This window comes from Blautia sp. JLR.GB0024, from assembly GCF_037000545.1.
Lineage (GTDB): Bacteria > Bacillota > Clostridia > Lachnospirales > Lachnospiraceae > Blautia > Blautia celeris.
The window spans coordinates 62,163-87,919 of record NZ_JBANBF010000013.1; the positions used below are offsets into that span (position 1 = coordinate 62,163).

Genomic DNA, 25,757 nt, shown 5'->3' on the forward strand with positions numbered 1-25,757 from the left:
ATTACTGTCCTCCTTTTTCATAATAAACAATATGAAGTGCAAAAAGTAACAGTGATTTCCATTCTCCTAGAATTTTTCTTTGAACCACCTTATTATTTCCTATCTCATTGGATATTTCACAATTTCCAATCAGCCTGTCCGCTTCCAGTCTGTATAAACCGCATAGTCCCTGTACGAATTGTTTCACCCTTAATTTCCTGGATACTTCAGTTTCGCTGCTCTCATCACTGTCTTTGATACTTTCAATATGATTAAGAAGGTCCTCATAATTCTCTGCTTCATCTGTCATAAGGCGCAGACGGCCAATTAATCCTGTTTCTAGTTCATCTGCATGTGATTTTGCATACTGCAGCGCATGATTTTCAGCAGCATGTCTGGCAGCTGTCATAAGCAGCGCATTCCTGAGTTCATTTACAAGTATTTTATCTGTTCCTTTGATTTCATTCAGACGATCCACACTGCCTTTACTGATATACTGCAGCTTATTGATTTCACTTTGCTTGAGAACATGGCATACGCCAAATCCTTCCTGCTTAAATTCCCCAATACGAAATGTTCTCGGAAGAGTCTTCCTTTCTTGGGATATAAAACAAAATACGCTTCCACCCTGCAGGGACAATAACTGGGGTTTTTGCAGCTGCCACATGCTATGATAACCACTGACAACATGATACTTTGTGCGATCAGTCAAAGATCTTACACTGTCGGCCGGCACTTCGCATACAGGATTCAGTCCAAGCTCCATAGCTATCTTATCACGAACAGAAGCATTGTCCATTGCAAACACGCCCGAATCTGACAGTATCAAATCCGACTGCAGCACAACATATATCGGTTCCCCGGTTTCCGCAATTATCTCTTCCATCGCGCAGGACGATATCTTAGGAACTCCTGCTATACTGCAGGCCGCATACTGTGCGGTCCGGCTCCGTCCAAATCGAAGAGGTGCTTTTACAATAATGTTCCATACATTCTCTGCCAGATATTTTGGCAGGGTAACAGTTCCTCCATAAATCATGCCTGCATCAAGAGACTGCTGCATATACAGCATCCCATCCTGTCCCTCAACCCGGACTGTGTGATGATATACGGTGTGGCTGTTGGCCTTAGCAATCGTGTAGCCATCTTTAGTCTCAACAGCATACGTTCCCTCCAATGTCTTCTGTTTTTTCCCTCTTACCTCTTCCCCTGCACAGTTAGCATATCGTTTCTCATTCTTCAGATTTACCAGAAACAGAGGCGTAGGTGCCGAAATTTTTCCTGAGATAACAGGTGTCAGAGAACTCCACTGCACTGTTCCATCTAAAAACAGTTTAGAAAATATCTCATCTGCAGAACCATTTCTTAAATATTCCGTACTCATACAGCCAATCACGCTCCTGGCAGGAATCTCAGATATAAGTTCACTGCACCCCGGCAAAGTTACAGGTGCATCCAGGTGAATGTGATATGTAATACAAATCATCTCGCTCTTATCTTTCAACTGACCCTCATTAAACTGATATGCATCTTGTTCATTTTCAGACATTTCACCGACCACTGTCTCTTCGCCGGTTTTTTTTGCATCATACACAACTTTAATGTTTCCCAGACCCCGGTTACGGCTAAGTCCTATATGCCGCAAAGCCATACAACATTGTTTCAAAAGATTTAATTCATCCGAAAATTCATCTTCACTGCCCTTTTTTAAAGAAAAATCGGCCCAAAATACAAGTTCCTCTCCTACATGCAGCGGGTCATAATGATTCAATACGCGGGTATAACGCAGAGTACCATCCACAGGCACCCCCTTTTGCATCTTCGTCTGACCTCGCACATAAGAAAAAAGGCTCGCCACGCTGCCGGGCCTGGCAGTATCCTTAAGAATCGGTTCAGCCGATGGATCTGCATTTACGCTTTTCAACCAGCGCTCCATAGATTCCGCCCCGTCCAGAACAGCATTCTCAAGTACAAGTATACCTTCAAATCCATTTTTTCCGCCAAATAACCTCTGAATATTTTCATCTGTTGCCAGTTTACTGCCATACTTCTTCAGTTGAACGGCTTCTGCCCTCAGGCAGCCTTTTAAACGTCTGGCCGGAATATAAGGAAGTCCAGCATCAGAAATACAGATATCCGTATCTACAGAATTTCCAAAGCTCTCCCCGCTCCCAGCGCACAGATCACTGCGTAATGTTATTCTCAGTTTTTTCATTTTTTACGGGTTCCTTTCCTCCAAACCAGATATCGTACATTTCGCTTGCATCATACAGTGTTTTATATAAACGATTCTCATCTTCAAAAATACCTTTTAATTTTTCTTCCATTTCCGCATAACGATAGTATACTCTTGAAAGCTCATATTCACCGTCTGCTGTACTTTGCTCAAAAGAATTTCCTATATCTTTAATATTGGCCCTGCTGCCGCCGCAGGACTTCCACAGATTAACTGTCTCATCAAATTTAAGGATATCAAAGTCTCTTCCTCCCGTATGTCTTCCATTACCTGTCACACGCCATGGGCGTGCCATACACGACGCAGTATCCTGTCTGTCACGAATATCCTCCAATTCACAAGCCACACCACTGTGAAGAAAATGGAAATCCAGCCAACACTCCTCCTCCGGAACCGGATTTCCTCTACTATCGGTCTGCAGCAAAGTTTCATGTACCGGCTTCTTTGCCAGATCACAGGCTTGTTCCGCTAGTTCATAAGCCCTGGAAAAAGGATAATGACTATGGAATACACAGATTCCTGCACAGGAACTATATGTCTCTTCATTCCCATCTGTATTATGGGAAATACCATAGGACGCCACAGCCTTCAGGTATGCCTTCGTAAGCGCCAGGGCGAACCTTGCATTGCAGACAAAAGTCACATCGTCGCCATCAGAGACGATTACACGATACTGATAACATTTAGGATGTCGTCCCTTGTCTTCTTTTTTTAGAATTTCTAATTCATTTTTTATACCTGCAATACCGGTTTTTACGAAAGCATTATTTATATTTTCTGTAAACCGTCTCATAGCTGACACACAAAAATCATAATCGGAATGTCCATCAAGAAGATGCTGTATCTTCACACCCATATTATTTCCATCCGCATGGACAATTGCCAGAAGACTTTCCTCCCCTTTCTCCGTCACAATATCATCCAGTAGTTTTGCAAAATCATCTTCTTTTTTCTCCTTATTACCAACTTCATATTTGACCTGAGCTTCTTGAGAACGGCTGATTTTATGTACTCTATCTTTATAAGAAATCGGCTGCTGGGTACTCCGGTCCATCTCGGAAAACGGCATCATAGGCATAAGACAACCGGGCAGCATTTTATTTTTTTCAATTTCTACTGCTTCCATAAGAGAAGCATAATCCCTTTTATAACAATTGGGGTCTCCGTCAACAGGAATACCAACACACAAAGGAATCAATCCCGGATATTCTTTTGTCAGATGATATGTATAAGCACGATTTGCCCGCTGGAAACTTATTTCATCAGAATAAAGAACTGTCTCATTACCACCTCCAGTAAATAATTCTATCAAGTGAAGCGTCTGATTTTTGAACCGTTCTTTAACATTCTCTAATTTAAAATCGCGCGAAACTCTCGTATCGTTTAAGGTTTCAACTATCAGACCACACTCTCTGGCCTTACGAAAAAGGATACCGAATACATCGCGAATGATGGCTGACCCTCCTGTTATTTCCTGTATCTTATTACTTCGGAAAATATAATTTTGTTTTGAACGTATTGTATATTGCGCAAGAATCATAAAAACCTGTACCACCTTCCTTAAGATATAGTTTTTTATACCTTCACACGTTAGTATTTCCCAAAACGTATGAATTTAAAGTTTACCCCTTTCTGATATCCTCCTTCCTTTTCTTTTACTTTACGTGTACTGCATGCACAGCGAGAGCAGCCTTTTCTTTTAATCTTCTGACCGCTTCAAAAGTCCGTCCAACTTCTCCCTGTTCCATCACAACACAAGAGCTGTGTTTCATAATTTCAGTTATCAGTATTTTTCCTATTATCCCGAGATATATCAACTATTACAAAACATATAATTATATTATAAATTATAACACTTCGTAATGACTTTTTCACTATAAAAGCCTAAACAAAACTCTAATGATCAAATTATTATCTTATCACCACTCACTGATTACTACTACGAAATGTGACAAATCAAAGATACAGAAAATGTGGAAAGGTAATCAGTGCTACTGTCCCCATACCGCCTAAAAAACCATATTGTTCAACCAGCAAAACCTTGCTTCCTCTTCTTGCCGCACTAATTGCCGCAGCACAGCCTGCAGGGCCCCCCCACAGTAATAACATCATAATTTGTATTCATTGCCTTCTCCTCCCTTAACCTTTAAACCCAGATGTTGCAATTCCTTCAACAATCTGTTTCTGAAAGAAGAGAAATACCAGCACAACAGGAATAATAGATATAAATGTTGCTGCCATGACCAGATTCCATTTCATATCAAATTCAGATTTAAATGTTTTAAACGCAAGCTACACAGTCATCATCTCTGAAGATTTTGTTAAGACCGACGGCCATACTAACTGATTCCAACTGTCCGAAAAGGCAAGAATTCCAAGTGTACTGATGATTGCTTTACTTAACGGTATTACCAGTGTAAATTCGTGATTATAGTAAATTCGACTTTATTTATTTTATGCATTATTCACAACTCGCAAGATTCTTTCAGAAGTGCAGCACACTGTTCTACTGCGCTGGATATCCACCATAAAGACATCCTAAGTGATTTCAATGCTTTGCGGCCGACATCTTTGTATCTGCACTTTGGCAGATAAGCAATGTTAGCTATTGATTCCCACACGCCAAAAGGACATCTTTCCAAAATTTCTTTTAGAAAAATGTCCTTTATATAAAATCTCTAATTCATTTTTTAGTACAGCTTCGCCCCAGCCGGAATCCTGTCATCTACCATCAGAAGATTCAGTCCTTCGTGTCCATCCACTTCATGTACTGCGGAGATTAACATACCGCAGGAATCAATGCCCATCATGGGTCTCGGAGGCAGATTTGTGATTGCGATACAGGTCTTTCCCACCAGTTCTTCAGGCTCGTAATACTCGTGAATACCGCTTAAAATCACGCGGTCCACGCCTGTTCCGTCATCCAAAACGAATTTCAGAAGTTTCTTACTCTTCTTCACTGCTTCACATTCTTTTACCTTTACTGCACGAAAATCTGACTTGGCAAAAGTATCAAAATCAACCATCTCTTCAAACAGCGGTTCGATCTTTACATTGGAGAAATCAATCTTTTCTGCCACTTTTTCCTCTGCCGCAGCAGCCTTTTCCACTGCCTTTTCAGCCTTCGCTTCGCCCTTCTTAGCGTCTAAAGACTTCATGGTCGGGAAGCATAATACATCTCTGATTGCTGCAGAATCAGTCAGGAGCATAACCATACGGTCAATACCGAATCCGATGCCGCCTGTGGGAGGCATACCGATCTCCAGTGCGTTCAGGAAATCTTCATCTGTGGTGTTGGCTTCCTCATCGCCCTGGGCCAGCAGTGCTTCCTGTGCTTTGAAGCGCTCTCTCTGGTCGATGGGGTCATTTAACTCGGAATAAGCGTTTGCCATCTCCCAGCCATTCATGAAGAACTCAAAACGCTCTGTGTACTCCGGATTCTCCGGCTTTTTCTTTGTCAGCGGAGAGATCTCAATGGGGTGGTCCATAACAAAGGTAGGCTGGATCAGATGCTCCTCTGCGAACTCCTCGAAGAACAGGCTCAGGATATCACCCTTCTGATGTCTCTCCTCGAACTCTACATGGTGCTCTTTTGCAGCGGCTCTTGCCTCTTCCAGGGTATGGATCTCGTTAAAGTCAACGCCGGCATATTTCTTGACAGCATCCACCATAGTAATTCTCTCGAACGGTTTGCCCAGATCCATCTCCACGCCATTGTAAGTGATCACAGTGGTTCCCAGAACCTCCTGCGCCACATGGCGGTACAGGTTCTCTGTCAGGTCCATCATTCCCTTGTAATCTGTGTAAGCCTGATACAGCTCCATCAGCGTAAATTCCGGGTTGTGTCTGGTATCCAGGCCCTCGTTGCGGAATACTCGTCCGATCTCGTATACGCGCTCCATGCCGCCAACGATCAGTCTCTTCAGATACAGTTCCAGGGAGATACGCAGCTTAAAGTCCTCATCAAGAGCATTGAAATGTGTCTCGAAAGGTCTTGCGGCTGCACCGCCTGCATTTGCCACCAGCATAGGGGTCTCCACCTCCATAAATCCCTGGCCGTCCAGGTATTTACGGATGCTGCTGATGATCTTGGAACGTTTGATGAAAGTGTCCTTTACTTCCGGGTTCATGATCAGGTCCACATATCTCTGACGGTAACGCAGGTCTGTGTTGGTCAGACCGTGGAACTTCTCAGGCAGAACCTGGAGGCTCTTGGATAACAGTGTCACAGCAGAAGCGTGAATGGAGATCTCACCTGTCTTTGTTTTGAAGACTTCGCCTGTGATGCCTACGATGTCGCCAATGTCCATTTTCTTGAAATCCTGATAGGATTCCACTCCGATACTGTCACGTGCCACATAAGACTGAATGTTGCCCTGTAAATCCTGCACATTGCAGAAGGAAGCTTTTCCCATGATACGTTTTGACATCATGCGTCCTGCTATGGTTACGGATTTTCCTTCCAGCTCTTCAAAAGCATCTTTGATTTCCTGGCTGTGATGGGTTACATCGAATTTGACGATCTGAAACGGGTCTTTTCCGTTTGCCTGTAACTCAGCTAATTTTTCACGGCGGACCTTCAATAACTGGTTGACGTCCTGCTCCTTAACATTCTTTGACTGCTCTGCCACTTTACACACTCTCCTTCATCTATATGTTTCTTTCAATCTCCAGAACCTTATATTCCATAACTCCGGAAGGCATCTCTACCTGTACGGTCTGTCCTTTTTTAGCTCCGATCAAGGCTTTTCCTACCGGAGACTCATTGGAGATCTTGCCTTCCAGGCTGTTTGCCTCTGTGGAACCTACGATTTTGAATTCAATCTCCTCTTCAAATTCCACATCATATACTTTTACCTTACATCCAACACTGATGGTAGCCAGATCCACTTCATCTTCCACTACGACCTCAGCATTTTTCAGGATTTTTTCAATTTCTTCGATTCTTGCTTCGATATCGCGCTGCTCGTCTTTAGCCGCATCGTACTCTGCATTCTCAGACAGGTCACCCTGCTCTCTGGCCTCTTTGATCTTACCGGCTACTTCTTTTCTTTTGTATACCTTCAAATCATGAAGCTCATCCTCTAATTTTTTCAGTCCCGCATACGTAAGAATATTTTTCTTCTCTTCCATTTTTATACACCCTTTCTTCTATATTATAAAGTAAGAAGAGGGTCTGCAGGGCACAAAGCCGGACAGAATCCCATATTCTTCTCCCAGTATAATCCATCTTTTTCAGGTTTCATTAACCTAACAGTCATAATATTATAAGAAAAACCCACCAGAATGTCAAGAACAATCTCATATTCTTACATTTTCACATTCTTGACAAATAATCCATAACACTTCACATAGCCTGCACTACAACCCACTATCACACTATCACTTTGAATCTCCAGAAGCTTTCGCCCTAAACACACAGTCATGCGGGCATGGGTATCTCTCATGCAGGCATTCCCGCGTCCTTAGCGAAGGCAAGATCCACCGTTTACGGAAACTTAGACACGAGGGCTCTCCCGAGTGCTCTTAGTTGCAGTTAACGGTTAGCTTGACTGAGCGTTGCGGGTGTCTGCATGAGAGATACCCATGCCCGCATGACGTCCGCTTAAGCCACAAACAAAACATCAAAACATCTCCACAAGCCTCTCAAGCTGCTCATACGTCTCTATTTCATTCACCTTCCGTCTGACAGATGCCGAGTGAGGCATTCCCGCTGTATACCACGCAACATGCTTTCTCATCTCCCGCATACCGGTATACTCCCCTTTATACTCAAGCTGCAGACGTGCATGTTTCAAAATCATCTCCCTGACATCCGAAGAGGAGGGCTCATCCGGCATGGTGCCGTTCTCCAGATAAGACCGTATCCTGCTGAATATCCATGGATTTCCTCTGGCCGCACGGCCGATCATAATGCCGTCACACCCTGTCTCCTCCAACAGGCGCTTTGCACTCTCCGGTGAATCCACATCCCCGTTGCCGATAACCGGAATGGAGACTGCTTCCTTTACCCTGCGGATGATATCCCAGTCCGCCCTGCCGGAATAATACTGTTCTCTGGTCCTGCCGTGCACTGCAACTGCTGCCGCACCTGCATCCTCTATGATCTTAGCGATTTCCACCGCATTGACGCAGTCCTCGGTAAATCCCTTTCTGATCTTGACCGTCAGTGGTTTCTGAATAGAGGATGCGACTTTTTTCACAATCTCTCCCACCAGTTTCGGATTTTTCATAAGGGCGGAACCTTCCCCGTTATTGACTACTTTCGGAACCGGGCAGCCCATGTTGATGTCCAGGATGTCAAAGGGCTGTTCTTCTATCTGCTGAGCGATAAATCCCATCAGCTCCGGTTCTGAACCGAAAAGCTGCAGGGAGACAGGCCGCTCGCGGGGAAGGATCTGCATCAGGCTCTTTGTATTCTTATTCTTAAAATAAATGGCCTTTGCGCTGACCATCTCCGTGCAGAGAAGTCCTGCGCCCTGCTCTTTGCAGAGCAAACGAAATGGCAGGTCCGTGACTCCTGCCATGGGTGCGAGTATCAGATTGTTCTCAAGAATTACATTTCCGATTGTGAGTTTCATATTAACCTCTGCTCTTCTTCGTTTTTTCAAAAATGATCCTGAGACCGGTCAGCGTAAGCTGTGTATCGTACACGTCGATCATATCCGTCTCATCTGCAATGATCTTGCCCAATCCTCCGGTTGCCACTACTTTCAGGTTCTCTATCCCTGATTCTTCCTTTACTTTCCTGATAATGTATTCCACCTGCCCGATATATCCGTACACAAGCCCTGCCTGCATACTGGTGATGGTCTCCTTAGCCAGGATGGACGCCGGCTTCTCTATGGCGATTTTCGGAAGCTTGGCAGCATCCTGCCACAGTGCTTTTGCGCTGATCTCAATGCCGGGGGAGGTGATGCCTGCCACAAAGCATCCGTCCTCTGTGATCAGGTCATACGTGGTGGCTGTCCCAAAATCAAGGACAAGAATAGGTCCGCCGTACAGTTCATAGGCAGCCACAGCGTCCACGATCCTGTCCGCCCCAATCTCCTTGGGGTTCACAGATGTTACACGGATGCCTGTCTTACATCCGGGTCCCACATGCAGCGGATAGGTGTTAAAATATTTTATGACGCCGCTTGCCAAAGAATGCATAACATCCGGCACAACGGAGCTGATAATGGCATCTTTTACCGCGTCTTTGGAAATTCCACGGTATTCCAGCATATTGCACATGAGAATACCGTACTCATCCGAAGTGCGGTTCTGTCTGGTCGTCATGCGGAAGGTTCCTTTTAACTCCTCCCCGTCAAACACGCCCAGGGTAATATTGGTATTGCCCACATCGATCACTAAAAGCATATTCTATTCCTCCCCTTCATTCAGGGTTTCCTCCACATCTTCTCCCAGGAAAAATACCCTGTAGTAGAGTTCCAGCGATTCCAGCAGTTCCTGTTTGTCTGCTCTGATCTGCTTGATCCGCAGCACACTTCCTATATCATCGTACATGGCATCTGATTCCAGAGCTTCTGTCGTGAACTCCAGACTGCCGTCCTCGTCAAATTCCAGTGTCAGCACTCCACCGATCTCCTCTGTGTAAAGCACGCACATAATATGCAGCTCATCCTGCACAGACTGGGGAAGTGCGGAAAAATCCTCATTAAAGTAGTATTTATGCTCATAGGCACTGGCGCCGCACAGCACTATCTTATCCTTATACATAAACTCTCCTTATACCATCCGTCTTATACATCATAACTAGTAACTATTCAGCCAGCTGAATCGTTACGGGTATTCGCCCATTAAAAATCGCTTCGCGATGGGGCGAATACCTGCCACCACTACTCTTTTGCACGGTCAGCGCAGTAAATGCGCAGACCTGACTGAACAGTTACCACAACTATACATATCCATACAGCCCCCGCACAGATACTTCACCTGCAAAAATGGTCTCACAGGCACCTCCCGGGGTCTGCACAAGAAGCTCCCCTGCCTCATCAATACCCAGACAGGTTCCCACAAGCTCCCGTTCTTTTTCCATAACCTTTACTTCCCGTCCTCTGCTGGCAAGAAGCCTGTCATATTCCTTCTGAAAAGGCCGCAGATTCCCTGCTTCTAAAAAGCGCTCATAATTCGCCTCAAAACGCTCCAGAACCGCTGCTGCCATCACATCCGTCTCCGGTGCCCGGCCGCACTCCAGCTTCAGGGATGTGGCCTTGTCCTTTATCTCCTCAGGGAACTTCTCCTCTGTGAGGTTAATGCCCACTCCGATGACCACATGGGATATTTTCCCTCCCTCCATGGACATTTCCGTGAGGATTCCGCAGAGTTTTTTTCCTGACATGACAAGGTCATTGGGCCATTTGATCTGCGCTGTCCTGCCTGTCACATCCGCCACTGCCTGTGCCGCGGAAAGCCCCATGAGCACTGTCATCATGGGAGCACGCTCGGGGGGCATATCCGGACGCAGAAGCAGGGACATGGCAAGACCGCTCCCCTTGGGATCTGCCCAGCTTCTGCCCCTTCTTCCTTTTCCTTTTGTCTGGTTTCTCGCCAGGAAGACCGCGCCGTGAGGCGCACCCTTCCCGGCTTCTCTTTTTGCCCAGTCATTGGTGGAATCTGTCTCCTCAGCAAAATTCCACGGTTTTCCCAGCCATACGGTCTTTAATTCCATCTGTCCTTATGCCCCCAAAGTCGCTGCCATTACAGCTTTGATCGTATGCATACGATTCTCCGCCTCATCGAAAACGACAGACTGTGCAGATTCGAATACTTCATCTGTCACTTCCATATCTGTCAGACCGAAGCGCTGTCCCATCTCTTTTCCGATGGTGGTCTCCAGATCATGGAATGCAGGCAGGCAGTGCAGGAATATTGCCTCACTTCCCGCGTTCTCCATAACCTCGGCGGTCACCTTGTACGGGGTCAGCTCACGGATACGCTCTTCCCAGACTTCATCCGGTTCACCCATGGACACCCATACATCGGTATAGATCACATCCGCATCCTTTGTCCCTGCTTCCACATCTTCCGTAAGTGTGATGGTACCGCCGGATTTCTCGGCAAATGCCTCACACTCTTTTACAAGCGCATCATTTGGGAAGTATTTCTTCGGTGCGCAGGCAACAAAATGCATTCCCATCTTGGCACAGAGGATCATCAGGGAATTTCCCATGTTGTAGCGCGCATCACCCATGTATACCAGTTTTACGCCCTTCACTCTGCCCAGGTGTTCCCGGATAGTCAGAAGGTCAGCCAGCATCTGTGTGGGGTGGTATTCGTTTGTCAGGCCGTTCCACACAGGCACACCTGCGTATTTTGCCAGCTCTTCCACGATCTCCTGTCCGAATCCGCGGTATTCAATTCCGTCATAGATTCTTCCCAGAACCCTGGCAGTGTCACGGATACTCTCTTTCTTGCCGATCTGGGAGCCTTTTGGGTCCAGATAGGTGGTTCCCATTCCCAGGTCGTGGGCTGCCACCTCAAAGGAACAGCGAGTCCTGGTGCTGGTCTTTTCAAAGATAAGAGCTACATTTCTGCCCTTTAATGTGTCAACGGGAACTCCCTGTTTTTTCTTTTCCTTTAGCTCAGCCGCCAAATCAATCAGATATTCAATTTCCTCAGCCGTAAAATCCTTCAGTGTCAGAAAACTGCGTCCTTTTAAATCCATCTTACTTATCCTCCTCATTTACCACGGCCCAGCCGCGTATCTCTTTAGTCAAATCAGAACATCCCTGGAAATCACCTGTACAAATGCAGGAATATCCATACCATGCAGCCGGTACAGCTTCCCATACACTGCTTCCTGAAGCTGCTCCAGCGTATAGATCCTGTATTTTGATACCCTGCACAGCTTTGCGGTTGCCTCCAGTAAAGCCAGATACAATTCCCGGTAATTCCAGTCCTTGGAGAGCTTCATCTCCTCCGCCAGAACCGGCAGGATCACCTCTGTCATATTACGCAGAAACAGCCTGGGGTCTCTGGAAAGCTGGTACGTATCCATCAGATATTCAAAGACCAAATCATCTAAGTCTGTCAACTGCTTTAAATAATAACACTCTTCTTCTGATTCATCAATATAATATATTTTTCCCTTCAGCCCGTATATTAAGCGCATGGTGTCATAATACCCGAGTTTCATATGCCGCCTGCTTTTTCTTCTGTCAAAATCTATGATGCTTCCCAGGCTCACTTTGGGAGCCACTGTATAAATTGTGGTTTCTTCGGGAATCTTTACCTTCTTCTCCCGTCCGATTCCGAAAATCCTTACCATAATAATATTTTCGTATCCACGGTCCACCAGGGAACTTAAGGGTACATTGTTGATGGCTCCGCCGTCAATGTAGCGTTTGCCGTGAAGACGTTCATTCTTAAACAGCGGAAAAATATAGGCGCTTGCCAGCAAAAAATCCTTAATAAGCTCCGGGTCACACTGCTTCACATCAATATCCAGCTCTTTCTTATCATCCACATTGAAGGTCAGGACATACAGATCCACAGGGGAATGGATGATCTTCTCCTCATCAATACATTCCGCGATCAGCTCCTTCAGCGGCGTCACATCAATACCGCCCTCTTTCATAAAATCAAAGGCGCTCTTCAGCATATCCACATCCAGCTTCTTCTGATGGAACAAAAGCTCCATTTTCTCATCTTCCACAGACATAATGCTGGAGTAGGAAATATTTTCCCAGACCTTCTCCGCATTGGTCAGATCATCCATGCAGATCAGGGCGCCGTTCAGTGCCCCCACGCTGGTGCCTGCAATGCCTTTGATCTTCACGCCCGCTTCCCGCATGGCTTTCCATGCGCCGATCTGGTATGCACCCTTTGCGCCGCCGCCCTCCAGAACAAGACCATATTCCTTTGTAAGGTCAATTACCGGTTTCATGACTGATGCCTCCTCTTACCTATGATGCAGTCTGCATCCTGGATTTTTCACCCTGCCCTGCACACAATCACCCTGCTAATAAAATGCCGCAGAGGGGCTGTCACATATCTGCAACTGCCCCTCTGTCTTTATCATGCCCGACAGTAAATGCCCGCCGGAAGTTAGTTTTCTTTATCTGTGACGATCTCTTTCAGAGATGCCGCAAGACCTGCGATTCCCTGGATATCAGACGGAATTATGATTTTTGTCGCCTTGCCGTCCGCTGCCGCTTCAAATGCCTCCAGGCTCTTGATCGTCAGTACGCTCTGATCTGCACCTGCGTCTTTAATAAAACGGATACCATCTGCTTTTGCCTGCTGTACCTTCAGAATTGCCAGCGCCTGGCCTTCAGCTTCCTTGATCTTCTTTTCCTTCTCAGCCTCTGCACGGAGAATAGCTGCCTGTTTCTCAGCCTCCGCATCCAGGATTGCAGATTCTTTCTTACCTTCTGCTACCAGAATAGTGGATTTTTTCTCACCTTCTGCTCTCAGAATGGATTCACGGCGTTCACGCTCTGCCTTCATCTGTTTCTCCATGGCCTCCTGAATGGCTGCCGGCGGAATGATATTTTTCAGTTCCACGCGGTTTACTTTGATTCCCCACGGGTCCGTTGCCACGTCCAGAGACGCACGCATCTTGGTATTAATGATCTCCCTGGAGGTCAGGGTAGCGTCCAGTTCCATATCACCAATGATGTTACGCAGTGTAGTGGCTGTCAGATTCTCAATTGCCATGATGGGATTCTCCACACCATAGGCAAACAGACGCGGGTCTGTGATCTGGAAGAATACAACCGTATCAATCCTCATGGTAACATTATCTTTTGTGATGACCGGCTGCGGTGCAAAGTCCACAACCTGCTCTTTCAGATTCACACGTTTTGCGATCCTGTCAACAAACGGAATTTTAAAGTGAAGTCCTGTTCCCCATGTCTCCTTATACATTCCCAGGCGTTCAATGATCATGGCGTGTGCCTGGGGCACGATCCTGATACAGGACGCTATCACGATAAGCAGAAGTATAACCGCAATAATCAGTAATACTGTTCCTACATTCATATTATTTTTCCTCCTCTACAATTAGCTTTACTCCCTCGACCGCCACAATTCTCACGACTTTTCCTTCATCGATAATTGTTTCGTCCTTGGATTTAGCGGACCATTCCAGTCCATTTACCACAGCCTGCCCGGTACCTCTCAGATTATCTATGGTTTTTATAACCACGGCCTTTTCGCCGGGAAGACTGTCTACATTTGTCTTTGATACATTTTTGTTCATGTACTTTATTGCTATCGGCCTGGTAAAAATAAGCAGGAGTATAGAGACCGCAAAAAACAGTATGATCTGCAGCCATAAAGGTCCGCCTGCCAGTGCTGCAAGAAACGCGGCCAGTGCTCCTCCCGCAAACCAGATGGTTGTAAGCCCCAGGGTGATGATCTCAACCACCAGAAGCACCCCCAAAAGGATCAGCCACATCACTGCTATGGAACCTGCTGTAAAAGCTGTAAAGAATGTCAACATACCCATCTCTCCTTTCCGGATGATTTCAGGTAAAAAAAATCAGTCCTTTACGAATAATATATCCATTTGTTGATATTATATCGTAAAAGACTGAAAATAACAATATTTTTATTCCGCTTTTCTCATTCTTTCCGTCACGCTTGTCCTGCACATACTCCTATAACACAGCGCGGGAACTGCAAGCACAACCAGTACGAGAACCGGGAGACAGAGCAGTATGGGTGTGACCGTAAATCTCCAGCTATAGAAGAAAAGAGCGTTTCCTAAGCCGCGGATCGCTGTGGCATTCAGTATCCCGCCTAATATGACGGACGCTGCGCCTGTAAAAAGCGCGTACAGAAGGCCTTCACATCCCAGCATCCGGCGGAGCTGTGTCCCGGTCATCCCCACTGCCTCCATCATGGCAAACTCCTGCTTTCTGGACAGGACTGACGTCACCATGGTATTGATAAAGTTTAAAATACCAATGGCCGCCAGGATCAGTGACAGAAGCCCGCCAACTATGACGTACATATCTTTATCTTCCTCAAACTCTGCGGCTACTGTGGCTTTTGACGTATAATCCAGGTCTGCATTTACATTTTCGCAGTAGTTGGAAAGCCATTTTTCCATGTCAGCCTCTTTGTCCTTTTCCACATTGAAAAGTGTTCTCATAGGCAGCCTGTCTCCCATAAAATCCAGGTATTCCCGGTCAGGAAGTACGAAATTATATTCAAATACACCATAGGACTGAAGTCCGCAGGCATAGGGCAGATCCCCTACAGCCATCACCTCATACTCTCTGCTGCTGCCGTCATCCAGGCGGACCGTCACTTTGTCTCCGACTTCGTAATAATTGATCCGGTTCTCATCCGGGCCCAGATGTCCGAACTTTGAGGTTATCACGTATTTTCCCGTTTTAAACTTCTCCCAGTCCAGTTCCCCCTCCGAGAGTTCCATCTTCTCATAGATGAGGCGTCCGATTCCGAATACTTTGCCGTCTATAATGTCAAAGGTGCCGTTTGCAATGGATTCCTGGTAGGCTTCCTCTGCAAAATATTTTCCCAGATATGGCTGTGCCTTTGGATTCTGCAGTATTTTCTTATTAAACGCAGACCGCTCTTCCTCCGTAAAATTGGGTTGATTTATATAATTCATGTAAACATTGGAGATTTCCTCCACCCCGCTCTGCTCTGACAGCACATCCAGAAATTCTCTTGTCACACCCTCCACCGGTTTATCAATGATCGTAGGGTTATCAAGACCGGCTTCATATACGGAATAATCGCTGACCGTGGCGGAGGCAATGAATTTATCCATATCAAATCCGCTTACAAGCCCGTAGACACTGTTCAGCAGCACCAGTCCCAGGGAAAGGGAGGTGGTCACAATGACAACTTTCTTTTTATTTCTCTGCATATTGGCTGCCGCCATGGTCCAGGGCTTTACCTTCTTTGTCTTCCTGCCCTTTTTCCCGGCCGCTTTGCTGTTCTGTCCTTCCGTATACCGTACAGCCTCCACAGGTGAGACGGAGGATGCGATACGGCACGGTTTAATGCAGCTTATATAGACCGTCAGAAGGGAAAAAACAGCGGAGGCAGCAAAGATCCACAGTTTTAAAGTCACCTTCGTATCCGCTGTACTGGAAAACACCAGATTTTGCATCACAATGGGAAGTATCCATTTTCCTGTCACACCGCCCAGCAAAAGACCCAGAGGAATGCCGTACAGACAGAGCATATAGGCCTGTCTGCGCACAATCTTCCTGAGCTGTCTGCCCGTTGTGCCGATGGTCTTCAAAAGACCGTACCGACGGATATCATGAAACACATTGATATAGAAAATGTTGTAGATGATCAGGTAGCCGGATATCAGGATCACCAGCAGAAGGGCAGCCACAGGAAGCATATCTTCTATATTGATATCCATTCCCATGTAGGCCCAGTTGATTCCATCGCTTACTGTATCCTTGGGGAATCCGCACCTCTCTGCCAGCGCCTCCATCTTCCCGGTCAGATCAAAACTATTACGAAAATTAAAATCCGCCATGATCCTTCCCGTATAACCGGATGCGTCTATATTGCTTCCCATGGCGGAAACCGTGGGTGTGGGCGCCAGCTCATCCGCCAGTTCTCTGGACACCAGCATGATCTGGGACATGGATATGGTATCTCCCTTGAAATAGCCGGTAAGTGTAAAAGTCCGCTCGTATTCCCTGTCACTGACTGTAAACTTGAGAGGGACTTTTTGCCCGACTTCGCAGGGTATGCCCATGGCTTTTAAAACCAGGTCACTGGTGACAATCTCATCCGCAGCCTCCGGCATGCGCCCTTCCTCAGGATAGCAGAAGCTGAACTTTGCTTCCAAATCCTCGTAATATCCTATTTCTGTTCTCAGTTTTTTCAGCGACTCGTTCACAGCTTCGCCTACCACGATCCGATAGGACACTTCTTTTAGCTTCTTATCCTTTTTGACTATATCGTACTCTTCCTGTGTCAGGTATTTGAATCCGCCGTGGGCGCTTCCTCCCACCTGGCGCATGGTGGCCTCCTGCTGCTTCTCCACAATACTTCCGCCGATGGTAAAGACCGAGGTAAAAAGCAGGGCAGTCAGGGCTATGGCAAGAACAGCAATGAGGTTTCTGCTCTTGGCTGCCTTTCTGGTCCTGTCAGCCACGCGGCGGATGGCTTTCCGGTTCTTGACTTTACGCATCTGCCTCACCGCCCTTTACGATTCTTCCGTCCTCTATGCGGATGATGCGGTCAGCCATCTGAGCAATCTCTTCATTGTGAGTGATCATAACTATGGTCTGTCCGAATTTCTCACCCGTCACTTTAAGCAGTCCCAGTACATCCTGGCTGGTATGGGAATCCAGGTTTCCGGTAGGCTCGTCAGCCAGAATAATGGCAGGCTTTGTGGCAAGCGCCCTGGCAATGGCAACTCTCTGCTGCTGTCCGCCGGAGAGCTGGCTGGGCAGACTGTTCAGCTTGCTCCCCAGACCAAGCACCTCCACTATTTGATTTACATAACTTTTATCCACGTCATTTCCGTCAAGTTCGATGGGCAGAACAATATTCTCATACACGTTCAGGACAGGTACCAGGTTATAGCTCTGGAAAATAAAACCGATCTTGCGTCTGCGGAAGATGCACAGGGAATCTTCCTTGAGCCGGGAGATATCCTTGTCATCCACATAGACCTTACCGGAGGAGGGACGGTCCAGACCGCCCAGCATGTGCAGCAGCGTGGATTTCCCGCTCCCGCTGGTCCCCACCACCGCCAGGAATTCGCCCCGCTCCACAGCCATATCCACGCCGTCCAGGGCCTTTACAAGGTTATCCCCTGTACCGTAATATTTTCTGAGTGCTTCTGTCTTCAATACTTCCATATCTTCACCTTTCTGCTGCCCGTATCATGTGTATCTGCAGGGACAGGCAAGTAATTTTTTTTACTGTCCTTATCCTATCATTTTATTCTTTCCACATTATTTCGGAAATCTAACACTTGTGAAAGAATTGCGGCTGCCGGTACTTGATGATTATAGAAAATTTCATTCTCCTATTGCCTTTCCGTTAAAAATGTAGTATGCTAGCATTATAAAGTTTTAATAAATTTTTTATGGAAATAAAATATTTGTGAAGTTTATATAGGCTCATAATTGGATGGGCGTCTCTACCAGCTACCGTAATAGCTGCCTATAAATTTCCGGATGAGGAATTGTGCCGGAAATCAGCAGTTTATGACCGGTAGTATTTTTTACGGAATTTTTTAAAGGAAAGGAGGCAGAACTATAACGACCCGGCGGCGGTTCATCCATAAAAAATAACATTAGCTCGTATAATGAGTGGAGGCAGGAGGAAAATTTATGAGTTTAGAAAAAATATTTCATTTAAAAGAAAATCACACGGACGTTAAGACTGAGATTCTGGCTGGTGTTACCACATTCATGACCATGGCGTACATCCTTGCCGTAAATCCCAATATCCTTTCAGAATCCGGTATGGACCGGGGTGCGGTCTTTACAGCTACCGCCCTGGCATCCTTTATCGCTACCTGTCTGATGGCAGCGCTGTCCAACTATCCTTTTGTATTGGCTCCCGGCATGGGGCTAAACGCGTATTTTACCTATACGGTTGTTATGGGCATGGGATTTTCCTGGCAGATGGCACTGAGCGCGGTATTTGTGGAAGGTATCATCTTCATCGTACTGTCGCTGACCAATGTGCGTGAGGCTATATTCAACGCCATACCCATGAATCTGAAACATGCGGTATCCGTAGGTATCGGCCTGTTCATTGCATTTATAGGACTTCAGAATGCCAAGATCGTTGTGGACTCCTCAACACTTGTCACCCTGTTTTCCTTTAAGAGTTCCATCAAAAACGGGACTTTTCAGTCTGAGGGTATTACCGTGCTGTTAGCCCTCATCGGACTTTTGATCACAGCCATTCTTCTTGTGAAGAATATAAAGGGAAATATCCTGTGGGGCATTCTGAGTACCTGGATCCTTGGTATCCTCTGCCAGTTTGCAGGGATTTATGTGCCCAATCCAGAAGCCGGCTTCTACAGCCTGCTGCCGGATTTCTCCAACGGTATTTCCATCCCCAGCATAGCTCCTACTTTTATGCATATGGATTTCTCAAAAGTGTTTACCATGGACTTTGTAGTTATCATGTTCGCATTCCTGTTCGTGGATATGTTCGATACACTGGGCACTCTGATCGGTGTAGCTTCCAAGGCTGACATGCTGGATGAAAACGGAAAGCTTCCGAAGATCAAAGGCGCTCTCATGGCAGACGCTGTCGGTACCGCTGCCGGTGCGGTTCTCGGTACCTCCACAACCACCACTTTCGTGGAAAGTGCTTCCGGCGTAGCAGAAGGCGGACGTACAGGACTTACAAGTCTGACAGCGGCCCTTTTATTCGGCCTCTCCCTGTTCCTGTCACCTATCTTTCTGGCTATTCCGTCCTTTGCAACGGCACCGGCGCTGATCATTGTAGGCTTCCTGATGCTGACATCCATCACGAAGATCAATTTTGAGGACTTCACAGAAGCGATTCCGGCATTCATCTGTATTATCGCAATGCCGTTTATGTACAGTATCTCCGAAGGAATCTCCTTTGGCGTTATCTCCTACGTGGTCATCAACCTTGTATCCGGAAAGGCAAAGGAAAAGAAGATCAGCCTTCTGATGTATATACTGGCTGTGCTGTTTATCCTTAAATATATTATGATATAACCACAGCATCCGGTAACACAGCCGTTCCCCGGAATGTCCGGGAGAAAACCGCCCCCATGGTTTCTCTCCCGGGCATTTTTAATTCTCATAAAATCTGTTATATCCTGCCGCGCTTAAGGTAAAGAAAAAACTCCGATCCTTTCCCCTGCGTGGATTTCACCTTAATATACCCGTTCTGTTTTCTCAATATTTCCCTGGTAAGATAAAGCCCGATTCCTACCCCGTCCTCCTGCTGTACTGACTCAGCTCTGTAAAACCGCCGGAAGATTCCGGCTGTGTCCTCCTCCGCGATCCCGATACCCTCATCTCTCACAGAGACAGCAGTATACAGCTCATATTCTGTCACTGAGAGCGTGATCTTACCTCCCGGCCGGGAATATTTCACCGCATTGTCCAGCACATTGTAAAGCGCCTCCTTTGTCCACTTGAAATCGTAAAATGCTGTGATGTTATCCACACAGTTGTTGATAACCTGTATCTGTTTCTTCTCCGCCTTTGGCGCCACATCCGCGATACATTCCTCCAGAAGCTTTCCCAGGTTCTGTTCCTTTGGCCGGACCTCCAGAATATTGCTCTCAAGTCTGGACATCTTCGTCAGGGACTGTATGAGGAAATCCAGCTTTTCCGCCTGTCTTGCTATCTCCTCAGCCATCCGGATCTCCTGCTGTCTTTCCGGTGTATCCTCCTCCCGGCAAAGCCGTTCTCTCAGCAGCTCTGTATAGAGCCTGATATTGGCAACCGGCGTTTTGGTCTGATGGGAAATGTCGGATACCAGGCTTTTCACATTCTCCTTCTCCCTCTCCAGGTGCTCTCTTGACAGTGCAGAAGTGCTCAAAAACCGCTTCCACTTTGTCTCCACCCTGGAAAGCTCCGACTCATCGTAGTCAGATTCCCGGAAACTGCCTGAGAGGGCTGCGTCCAGCATCTCCTCCACTTTTCTCGTCTTTCTGATCCTCAGCATGGACTTACTCACCTGCCCTTTCACGTCTCCACACATATCCCTGCCCATACACGGTTTGTATATAGGTAATGCCTTCCCTCTTGTCCTCCAGCTTGCCCCGCAGTCTGTTAATCGTAACAGAGAGGGCATTCTCATCCACATACTCCGCGCCGTCCGTCCAAAGCCTGTCCACAAGCACGGAACGGGTCAGAACCCTGCCCTCATTCTCCAGAAAAAGTCTGAGCAGTCTCTGTTCATTTTTGCTGAGAGATATTTCCTGCCCTCTCTTTTCAAAAATGAGGCCTCCGAAATCAAAGATAAAACCATCAAACTCGAAACGCTCCGGCCTCGCTTTTTGCTGCCTGCGGAGCAATACCCGGATCCTCGCACGAAGAACAGCCAGGCTGAAGGGTTTTGTCATATAATCATCCGCTCCCAGGCTCAGTCCCATAACTTCGTCCATCTCCATATCATTGGCAGTAAGCATGAGTACAGGGGTATCCGCCCGGCTGCGGACCCATTTCAGGTAATCATATCCGCTCCCGTCCGGCAGGTTGATGTCCAGAATAATCAGATCCGGACTCTGCTCCCTGTAAACTTTCTCCGCGGATTTTACACCTGTGCACTGTACAAACTCCGTCCCCTGTTCCCCAAGCGCCAGGACGATTCCGTCACTTAATGCCCTGTCATCCTCTACTATCTGAATCAGCATATTTTCCTCTCCTTTGCACTTCATTCTAATACACATTAACCTGCAGGACAATGTTTCTCATAAAAAAAGAACGGAACAGGTTCTCCCCGTTCCGCTCTTGCTCGAATATTTTAGTAAAATGTCTGATTTCCAATAGTCAGACCGCTTCCGCCTCCTGCGTGGAAGAAAAGACGGTCTCCGATCGTATTTGCTCCTGCGAAGACATCCTGAGCGGCCGCATAACATGCCTCACTTGCTCCCCGTGAGAGTACGTTTGACAGTTTGCCCGTCCAAGTCGGTTCAAACTGGCCGCTCTGGTAGATGACTTCTGATAATGTATTTGGAAACTCCCCGCTTCTGATGCGGTTCATGATGACAGCACCGACGCCGACCTTTCCTTCATAAGATTCACCGCCTGCTTCACATTCAATGATCGCTGCCATCAGGTCAAGATCTGATGTTGAGACGGATACTTCCTGGGCTGCTGCCTGTGCGTTGTCCGTCTCTGTCTCCTCTGCTGCCTGTCCCTGCTCCGGCTGTTCCGCCTCGGCAGATGCCTGTACGGCCCGGGCTGCTGCCTCTGCTGCCGCTTCTGCCTCTGCATCCACAGTCACGGCCTCCACAGAGATATCACCTGCTCCATACATAGCTTCATATAAATTTCTGGCTTCGTCACCGGAAACCACCAAATCTTCTCGGATATATCCATTGACTTCCCCGGAAGTCACCTGCAGCCATCCCTCATCATTTCCGACTACAGTTGCCACAGCTCCGGAGGGAAGTCTGCCGATACACTGGCTGCTCACATCTGCCCCTTCACGGATATTGGCATATGTAAGAACATTTGCCGCGACTTTATCGCTCCAGCTGCCATCCTGTGTATCCTCAGTCTGTACTTCCTCATTCTCCTGCATATCTGCATCCTGTCCGTCCTCTGTATCCTGGACGTCAGTCTCTGTCTGTTCTGCTTCCTGCATCACTTCTATATTCTGATTATCTTCCGTAACGTCTGCTGCCATTGCCGGAACCGCCATCATAACTGTCATAACACCTGCAGTTCCCATACAGCATAAAATACGTCGCATTCTTTCTTTCATAAAAAAGGGCCTCCTATCAGTCCATTTGTTTTTATTTGTTACAAATTTATTAATTTTTATTACGAATATATTGTATCAAGATTACATTTTATTGTCAAGCGGGTAATTTTTGTAACAAATTGTAGATATTTACAGAAAGCGAATCGTTTTTTGCAGCATTTGAACGATATATTGCTTGTACTGAAAAATGTACATGGCATCACAACAAAAAAAGGTTCTGTAAAAACGGATATCTCCGCCTTTACAGAACCTTTCTTCTCTGTCTTGATGTCTCATACATGAGTATCCCGGCAGCCATAGCTGCATTCAGGGATTCTACCTGTCCCTGCATGGGGATTTTAATGAGGCAGTCAGCCTGACCGGACAGTTCATCAGACAATCCGTTTCCCTCATTTCCTATAAAGAAGGCTGTCTTTCCCCTGAAATCCTCCTGGTCGTAAAAATGTTCCCCCCGCAGATGGGCCGCATATGTCCGCACACCCTGCTTTTTCAGTTCCGGCAGGATATCCGATATGCTGTCCACTGTCAGCACAGGCATACGGTACACGGAACCCATAGTGGAGCGAATCACTTTGGGGTTATATAAATCCACACAGTTCTTATTCAAGATAACACCGGAGACACCTGCGCCTTCCCCTGTGCGCAGGATTGTCCCCAGATTGCCCGGGTCCTGCAGATCTTCCAATATCATGAGCAGAGGCTGCCGCGCCTCCAGCATGGCGGAAAGAGGGGTATCCACCTGTCTGACCAGACAGAGAATCCCCTGGGGCGTCACCGTATCGGAAAGGGAGCGGAACACCTTGTCATCCACTTCCTCCATGTCCGGACTTTCACTCCCGAAACCTTTTTCTTCCAGAACTGCCCGGTTGTCCCCGGATTCCAGAAAGGATGTGGATGCATATACCTTTTCGATCCTATCCTTTGGCGCCTCCCGGAACATTTTCATACCTTCCACCACAAAAAGCCCGCTTTCCCGGCGGGCTTTGGCTTTTTTCATAAGCTGCTGTATGTGTTTTATCTGTGCGTTTGACATGCTTGTAATCATATGGAATACCTCAATCCTGATAATTGGTCTCGCTGAGCCTGGAAAGGATCTCATTCTTGCCTACGATTCCGAGAGTCTGTCCTGCCCTGAGCGGTTCCTGTGGATTCATCTCAATGGTGACGTTCTCCCCTTCCTTGATGGCGATCACGTTGATTCCGTAACGCCCGCGCAGGTCCAGTTCAATCAGGCTTTTGCCCACCCAGGTATCCGGCACGTGCATTTCCACCATGCTCACCTCATCCGACAGCTCAAAGAAGTCCTTGAATCTTCCGGAAATAAAATTCTTGGCAACCCGCACACCTGTATTGTATTCCGGAAAGATCACTTCATCCGCGCCGATCTTCTTCAGAATATGCCCGTGGAGCACGCCGTTTGCCTTGACCAGGACATAGGATACCCCGGCTTCCTTTGCGTACAATGTGGCTATAATGCTGGCCTCCATGTGGTCGGAAATACCGATGACTGCCACATCCACATTGGAAAAATCCAGAGACTCCATCACCCCCGGCTCCGTTACATCTGCACACAGGGGGTAGGAGGCATAGGGGGCAATCGCCTGCACCTTTTCATTGTCCCCGTCCACTGCCAGAACCTCATATCCGGATTTTGCCAGTGTCTCCGCCACAGCGTAGCCGAATTTTCCCAGACCGATGACTGCAAATGTTTTTTTCTTCATATCCTCATTCTCCTAGCCGATAAATATTTTCTGGTCCGGCAGATGCATACCCGAAGGTTTCTTCTCGCCGTGAATGGTAAGCGCTGTCGCCAGAGTTGTGGGGCCGATACGCCCGATATACATAGTCAGTATGATGATGAGCTTGCCTGCCGCAGGAAGAAGAGGGGTCAGCCCTCTGGAAAGCCCCACGGTAGCGCCCGCTGAAGTCACTTCGTACATAATATTGATCAGATACGCGCCTTCCTCCATCCCTTCCGTGGCGATCGCCAGCCCGATAGTGGATGTAAGCACAACAGCCAGCCCCAGCATAAGAACCACCCAGGCTGTCCTGATGTTGTTCTCCGGGATTCTCCTGTTGAATACTTCAGTATCCTCCTTACCCTTGAAAAAGGAAGATCCGGTCAGAAGCAGAGCTGCCATGGTGGTAGTCTTCACACCGCCGGCTGTACCCAGAGGGGAGCCGCCTATGAACATGAGGATCATACAGACCATAGCGGATGCCTCCTGAAGATTTTCCTGGGGAATCGTAAAGAAGCCCGCTGTCCTGCAGGTCACGGACTGGAAGACCGCAGCCATGCATTTTTCCCAGAAGGGCATATTACCCAGAGTTCCCGGATTTCTGTACTCCAGGATCAGGATCAGGAACGCACCGCCGAAGATCAGGATGACCGTAGCAGTGACCGCTATTTTCGTGTTCAGCTCCAAAGCCCTCACCGCCTGCCGGAAGCCCATCTCCCTGCGAAACAGCCGTTTTGCGCATTTTATCAAATCCCACCAGACCAGGTAGCCGATGCCGCCCAGTACAATGAGAGCCATAGTTGTAATATTCACCAGAGGGCTGCCCGCATAATTTGCAAGGCTGTTGTCACCGATGATATCCATACCCGCATTACAGAACGCGGACACAGAGTTGAACAGTGAGATCTGCAGTCCCCTCTGTATGCCGAACTCGGGAACAAACTGAAAGGAATAGAAGACCATTCCCACACCTTCCACCAGAAGCGTTCCCAGTACGATCTTACGCACAAGAGCGATCAGTCCCTTCAGGGTATCCAGATTGTAGGATTCCTGGATCAGCCGCCTGTTGCGGATGCTCACACGCTTTCCCATTGCCAGAACCACCAGGGTCCCGCAGGTTATGACACCGAAACCTCCAAGCTGGATCAGGAACAGGATGACCACATGCCCGAACCCGGACCACGCTGCGTAAGTGGACTCTGTCACCAGTCCTGTCACGCAGATAGAAGTCGTGGACGTAAAAAGGGCATCGATGAACTTAATCTGATGCCCCGGTGCCCACGCGATGGGAAGGGAAAGCAGCAGTGCTCCCAGAAGGATAATGGCTGCAAATCCCAACGCGATGATTTGTGCAGTTTTAAATTTTGTCTTTCTAACATGCATCTTTCTCATATACACACCTTAAC

General features: G+C 47.2%; 22 protein-coding genes and 1 riboswitch. Of the genes, 1 reads left to right on the forward strand and 21 read right to left on the reverse strand.

Annotated elements, in window-relative coordinates; all coding sequences use genetic code 11:
- Position 1: 1 nt before the first annotated feature.
- From V8Q34_RS21820 to V8Q34_RS21885, 15 genes are all read right to left on the reverse strand, one after another.
- Positions 2–2,194, reverse strand: coding sequence for an RAMP superfamily CRISPR-associated protein (locus V8Q34_RS21820; RefSeq protein ID WP_033140033.1), 2,193 nt, complete (start codon positions 2,192–2,194; stop codon positions 2–4).
- The gene (locus V8Q34_RS21825; protein WP_156120812.1) at positions 2,163–3,341 is read right to left on the reverse strand and encodes a Cas10/Cmr2 second palm domain-containing protein; all 1,179 of its coding nucleotides are present in this window, start codon (positions 3,339–3,341) and stop codon (positions 2,163–2,165) included. The genes V8Q34_RS21820 and V8Q34_RS21825 overlap by 32 nt, the downstream gene beginning before the upstream one ends.
- 830 nt (positions 3,342–4,171) lie before the next feature.
- Positions 4,172–4,327 carry an FAD-dependent oxidoreductase gene (locus tag V8Q34_RS27585; protein WP_442893854.1) on the reverse strand — a complete coding sequence of 52 codons (156 nt, stop codon included), beginning with the start codon at positions 4,325–4,327 and terminating at the stop codon, positions 4,172–4,174.
- A 578-nt stretch (positions 4,328–4,905) separates the two neighbouring features.
- Positions 4,906–6,846, reverse strand: coding sequence for a lysine--tRNA ligase (gene lysS / locus V8Q34_RS21830; protein WP_256138829.1), 1,941 nt, complete (start codon positions 6,844–6,846; stop codon positions 4,906–4,908).
- Positions 6,847–6,865: 19 nt separating this feature from the next.
- Positions 6,866–7,348: a transcription elongation factor GreA gene (gene greA, locus V8Q34_RS21835; RefSeq protein ID WP_033140860.1), complete on the reverse strand. Its 483-nt coding sequence runs from the start codon at positions 7,346–7,348 to the stop codon at positions 6,866–6,868.
- Positions 7,349–7,839: 491 nt separating this feature from the next.
- Positions 7,840–8,796 carry a tRNA dihydrouridine synthase DusB gene (gene dusB / locus V8Q34_RS21840; RefSeq protein ID WP_335836312.1) on the reverse strand — a complete coding sequence of 319 codons (957 nt, stop codon included), beginning with the start codon at positions 8,794–8,796 and terminating at the stop codon, positions 7,840–7,842.
- Position 8,797: 1 nt separating this feature from the next.
- Positions 8,798–9,577, reverse strand: coding sequence for a type III pantothenate kinase (locus V8Q34_RS21845; RefSeq protein WP_335836313.1), 780 nt, complete (start codon positions 9,575–9,577; stop codon positions 8,798–8,800).
- 3 nt (positions 9,578–9,580) lie between these two features.
- Positions 9,581–9,937, reverse strand: coding sequence for a DUF6145 family protein (locus tag V8Q34_RS21850; RefSeq protein WP_335836314.1), 357 nt, complete (start codon positions 9,935–9,937; stop codon positions 9,581–9,583).
- A 178-nt stretch (positions 9,938–10,115) separates the two neighbouring features.
- Positions 10,116–10,889 (reverse strand): biotin--[acetyl-CoA-carboxylase] ligase, encoded by a 774-nt coding sequence (locus V8Q34_RS21855; RefSeq protein ID WP_033143341.1) that lies wholly within the window; start codon positions 10,887–10,889, stop codon positions 10,116–10,118.
- Positions 10,890–10,895: 6 nt separating this feature from the next.
- Positions 10,896–11,885 carry an ornithine carbamoyltransferase gene (gene argF / locus V8Q34_RS21860; protein ID WP_148391818.1) on the reverse strand — a complete coding sequence of 330 codons (990 nt, stop codon included), beginning with the start codon at positions 11,883–11,885 and terminating at the stop codon, positions 10,896–10,898.
- A gap of 48 nt (positions 11,886–11,933) precedes the next feature.
- Positions 11,934–13,106 carry a patatin-like phospholipase family protein gene (locus V8Q34_RS21865; RefSeq protein ID WP_033143339.1) on the reverse strand — a complete coding sequence of 391 codons (1,173 nt, stop codon included), beginning with the start codon at positions 13,104–13,106 and terminating at the stop codon, positions 11,934–11,936.
- Positions 13,107–13,267: 161 nt separating this feature from the next.
- Positions 13,268–14,203, reverse strand: coding sequence for an SPFH domain-containing protein (locus V8Q34_RS21870; RefSeq protein ID WP_033143338.1), 936 nt, complete (start codon positions 14,201–14,203; stop codon positions 13,268–13,270).
- A 1-nt stretch (position 14,204) separates the two neighbouring features.
- Positions 14,205–14,666 carry an NfeD family protein gene (locus V8Q34_RS21875; RefSeq protein ID WP_052099685.1) on the reverse strand — a complete coding sequence of 154 codons (462 nt, stop codon included), beginning with the start codon at positions 14,664–14,666 and terminating at the stop codon, positions 14,205–14,207.
- Positions 14,667–14,774: 108 nt separating this feature from the next.
- Positions 14,775–17,357: an FtsX-like permease family protein gene (locus V8Q34_RS21880; protein WP_033143337.1), complete on the reverse strand. Its 2,583-nt coding sequence runs from the start codon at positions 17,355–17,357 to the stop codon at positions 14,775–14,777.
- Complete coding sequence (locus V8Q34_RS21885) at positions 17,350–18,033, reverse strand: ABC transporter ATP-binding protein (RefSeq protein ID WP_033143336.1); 684 nt, start codon at positions 18,031–18,033, stop codon at positions 17,350–17,352. The genes V8Q34_RS21880 and V8Q34_RS21885 overlap by 8 nt, the downstream gene beginning before the upstream one ends.
- A 234-nt stretch (positions 18,034–18,267) precedes the next feature.
- Positions 18,268–18,363: riboswitch (purine riboswitch) on the forward strand.
- 147 nt (positions 18,364–18,510) lie between these two features.
- On the opposite strand from V8Q34_RS21885, the gene V8Q34_RS21890 reads away from it, so the two are divergent.
- Positions 18,511–19,884: an NCS2 family permease gene (locus tag V8Q34_RS21890; protein ID WP_118594066.1), complete on the forward strand. Its 1,374-nt coding sequence runs from the start codon at positions 18,511–18,513 to the stop codon at positions 19,882–19,884.
- 97 nt (positions 19,885–19,981) lie between these two features.
- Here V8Q34_RS21890 and V8Q34_RS21895 read toward each other — a convergent pair whose 3' ends face one another.
- The 6 genes from V8Q34_RS21895 to V8Q34_RS21920 form a co-directional block, all read right to left on the reverse strand.
- Entirely contained in the window at positions 19,982–20,845 is an 864-nt protein-coding gene (locus tag V8Q34_RS21895) for a sensor histidine kinase (RefSeq protein ID WP_103731898.1), read from the reverse strand.
- 4 nt (positions 20,846–20,849) lie between these two features.
- On the reverse strand, positions 20,850–21,536 hold the full coding sequence (locus V8Q34_RS21900) for a response regulator transcription factor (protein WP_081960525.1): 687 nt from the start codon (positions 21,534–21,536) through the stop codon (positions 20,850–20,852).
- 110 nt (positions 21,537–21,646) lie between these two features.
- Positions 21,647–22,612 carry a cell wall hydrolase gene (locus V8Q34_RS21905; RefSeq protein WP_335836315.1) on the reverse strand — a complete coding sequence of 322 codons (966 nt, stop codon included), beginning with the start codon at positions 22,610–22,612 and terminating at the stop codon, positions 21,647–21,649.
- A gap of 241 nt (positions 22,613–22,853) precedes the next feature.
- The gene (locus V8Q34_RS21910) at positions 22,854–23,657 is read right to left on the reverse strand and encodes a TrmH family RNA methyltransferase (RefSeq protein WP_033143332.1); all 804 of its coding nucleotides are present in this window, start codon (positions 23,655–23,657) and stop codon (positions 22,854–22,856) included.
- A 10-nt stretch (positions 23,658–23,667) separates the two neighbouring features.
- Positions 23,668–24,333: a potassium channel family protein gene (locus V8Q34_RS21915; RefSeq protein WP_103731894.1), complete on the reverse strand. Its 666-nt coding sequence runs from the start codon at positions 24,331–24,333 to the stop codon at positions 23,668–23,670.
- A 12-nt stretch (positions 24,334–24,345) separates the two neighbouring features.
- Complete coding sequence (locus V8Q34_RS21920; RefSeq protein ID WP_033143330.1) at positions 24,346–25,743, reverse strand: TrkH family potassium uptake protein; 1,398 nt, start codon at positions 25,741–25,743, stop codon at positions 24,346–24,348.
- Positions 25,744–25,757: the final 14 nt, after the last annotated feature.

Excerpts from the sequence above, each read along its gene's own strand:
- V8Q34_RS21820 (WP_033140033.1), bottom strand. The coding sequence starts at position 2,194 with ATGAAAAAACTGAGAATAACATTACGCAGTGATCTGTGCGCTGGGAGC.
- V8Q34_RS21825 (WP_156120812.1), bottom strand. The coding sequence starts at position 3,341 with ATGGAAGCAGTAGAAATTGAAAAAAATAAAATGCTGCCCGGTTGTCTT.
- V8Q34_RS27585 (WP_442893854.1), bottom strand. The coding sequence starts at position 4,327 with ATGATGTTATTACTGTGGGGGGGCCCTGCAGGCTGTGCTGCGGCAATT.
- greA (WP_033140860.1), bottom strand. The coding sequence starts at position 7,348 with ATGGAAGAGAAGAAAAATATTCTTACGTATGCGGGACTGAAAAAATTA.
- dusB (WP_335836312.1), bottom strand. The coding sequence starts at position 8,796 with ATGAAACTCACAATCGGAAATGTAATTCTTGAGAACAATCTGATACTC.
- V8Q34_RS21845 (WP_335836313.1), bottom strand. The coding sequence starts at position 9,577 with ATGCTTTTAGTGATCGATGTGGGCAATACCAATATTACCCTGGGCGTG.
- V8Q34_RS21850 (WP_335836314.1), bottom strand. The coding sequence starts at position 9,937 with ATGTATAAGGATAAGATAGTGCTGTGCGGCGCCAGTGCCTATGAGCAT.
- V8Q34_RS21855 (WP_033143341.1), bottom strand. The coding sequence starts at position 10,889 with ATGGAATTAAAGACCGTATGGCTGGGAAAACCGTGGAATTTTGCTGAG.
- argF (WP_148391818.1), bottom strand. The coding sequence starts at position 11,885 with ATGGATTTAAAAGGACGCAGTTTTCTGACACTGAAGGATTTTACGGCT.
- V8Q34_RS21865 (WP_033143339.1), bottom strand. The coding sequence starts at position 13,106 with ATGAAACCGGTAATTGACCTTACAAAGGAATATGGTCTTGTTCTGGAG.
- V8Q34_RS21870 (WP_033143338.1), bottom strand. The coding sequence starts at position 14,203 with ATGAATGTAGGAACAGTATTACTGATTATTGCGGTTATACTTCTGCTT.
- V8Q34_RS21875 (WP_052099685.1), bottom strand. The coding sequence starts at position 14,666 with ATGTTGACATTCTTTACAGCTTTTACAGCAGGTTCCATAGCAGTGATG.
- V8Q34_RS21880 (WP_033143337.1), bottom strand. The coding sequence starts at position 17,357 with ATGCGTAAAGTCAAGAACCGGAAAGCCATCCGCCGCGTGGCTGACAGG.
- V8Q34_RS21885 (WP_033143336.1), bottom strand. The coding sequence starts at position 18,033 with ATGGAAGTATTGAAGACAGAAGCACTCAGAAAATATTACGGTACAGGG.
- V8Q34_RS21890 (WP_118594066.1), top strand. The coding sequence starts at position 18,511 with ATGAGTTTAGAAAAAATATTTCATTTAAAAGAAAATCACACGGACGTT.
- V8Q34_RS21895 (WP_103731898.1), bottom strand. The coding sequence starts at position 20,845 with ATGCTGAGGATCAGAAAGACGAGAAAAGTGGAGGAGATGCTGGACGCA.
- V8Q34_RS21900 (WP_081960525.1), bottom strand. The coding sequence starts at position 21,536 with ATGCTGATTCAGATAGTAGAGGATGACAGGGCATTAAGTGACGGAATC.
- V8Q34_RS21905 (WP_335836315.1), bottom strand. The coding sequence starts at position 22,612 with ATGAAAGAAAGAATGCGACGTATTTTATGCTGTATGGGAACTGCAGGT.
- V8Q34_RS21910 (WP_033143332.1), bottom strand. The coding sequence starts at position 23,657 with ATGATTACAAGCATGTCAAACGCACAGATAAAACACATACAGCAGCTT.
- V8Q34_RS21915 (WP_103731894.1), bottom strand. The coding sequence starts at position 24,333 with ATGAAGAAAAAAACATTTGCAGTCATCGGTCTGGGAAAATTCGGCTAC.
- V8Q34_RS21920 (WP_033143330.1), bottom strand. The coding sequence starts at position 25,743 with ATGAGAAAGATGCATGTTAGAAAGACAAAATTTAAAACTGCACAAATC.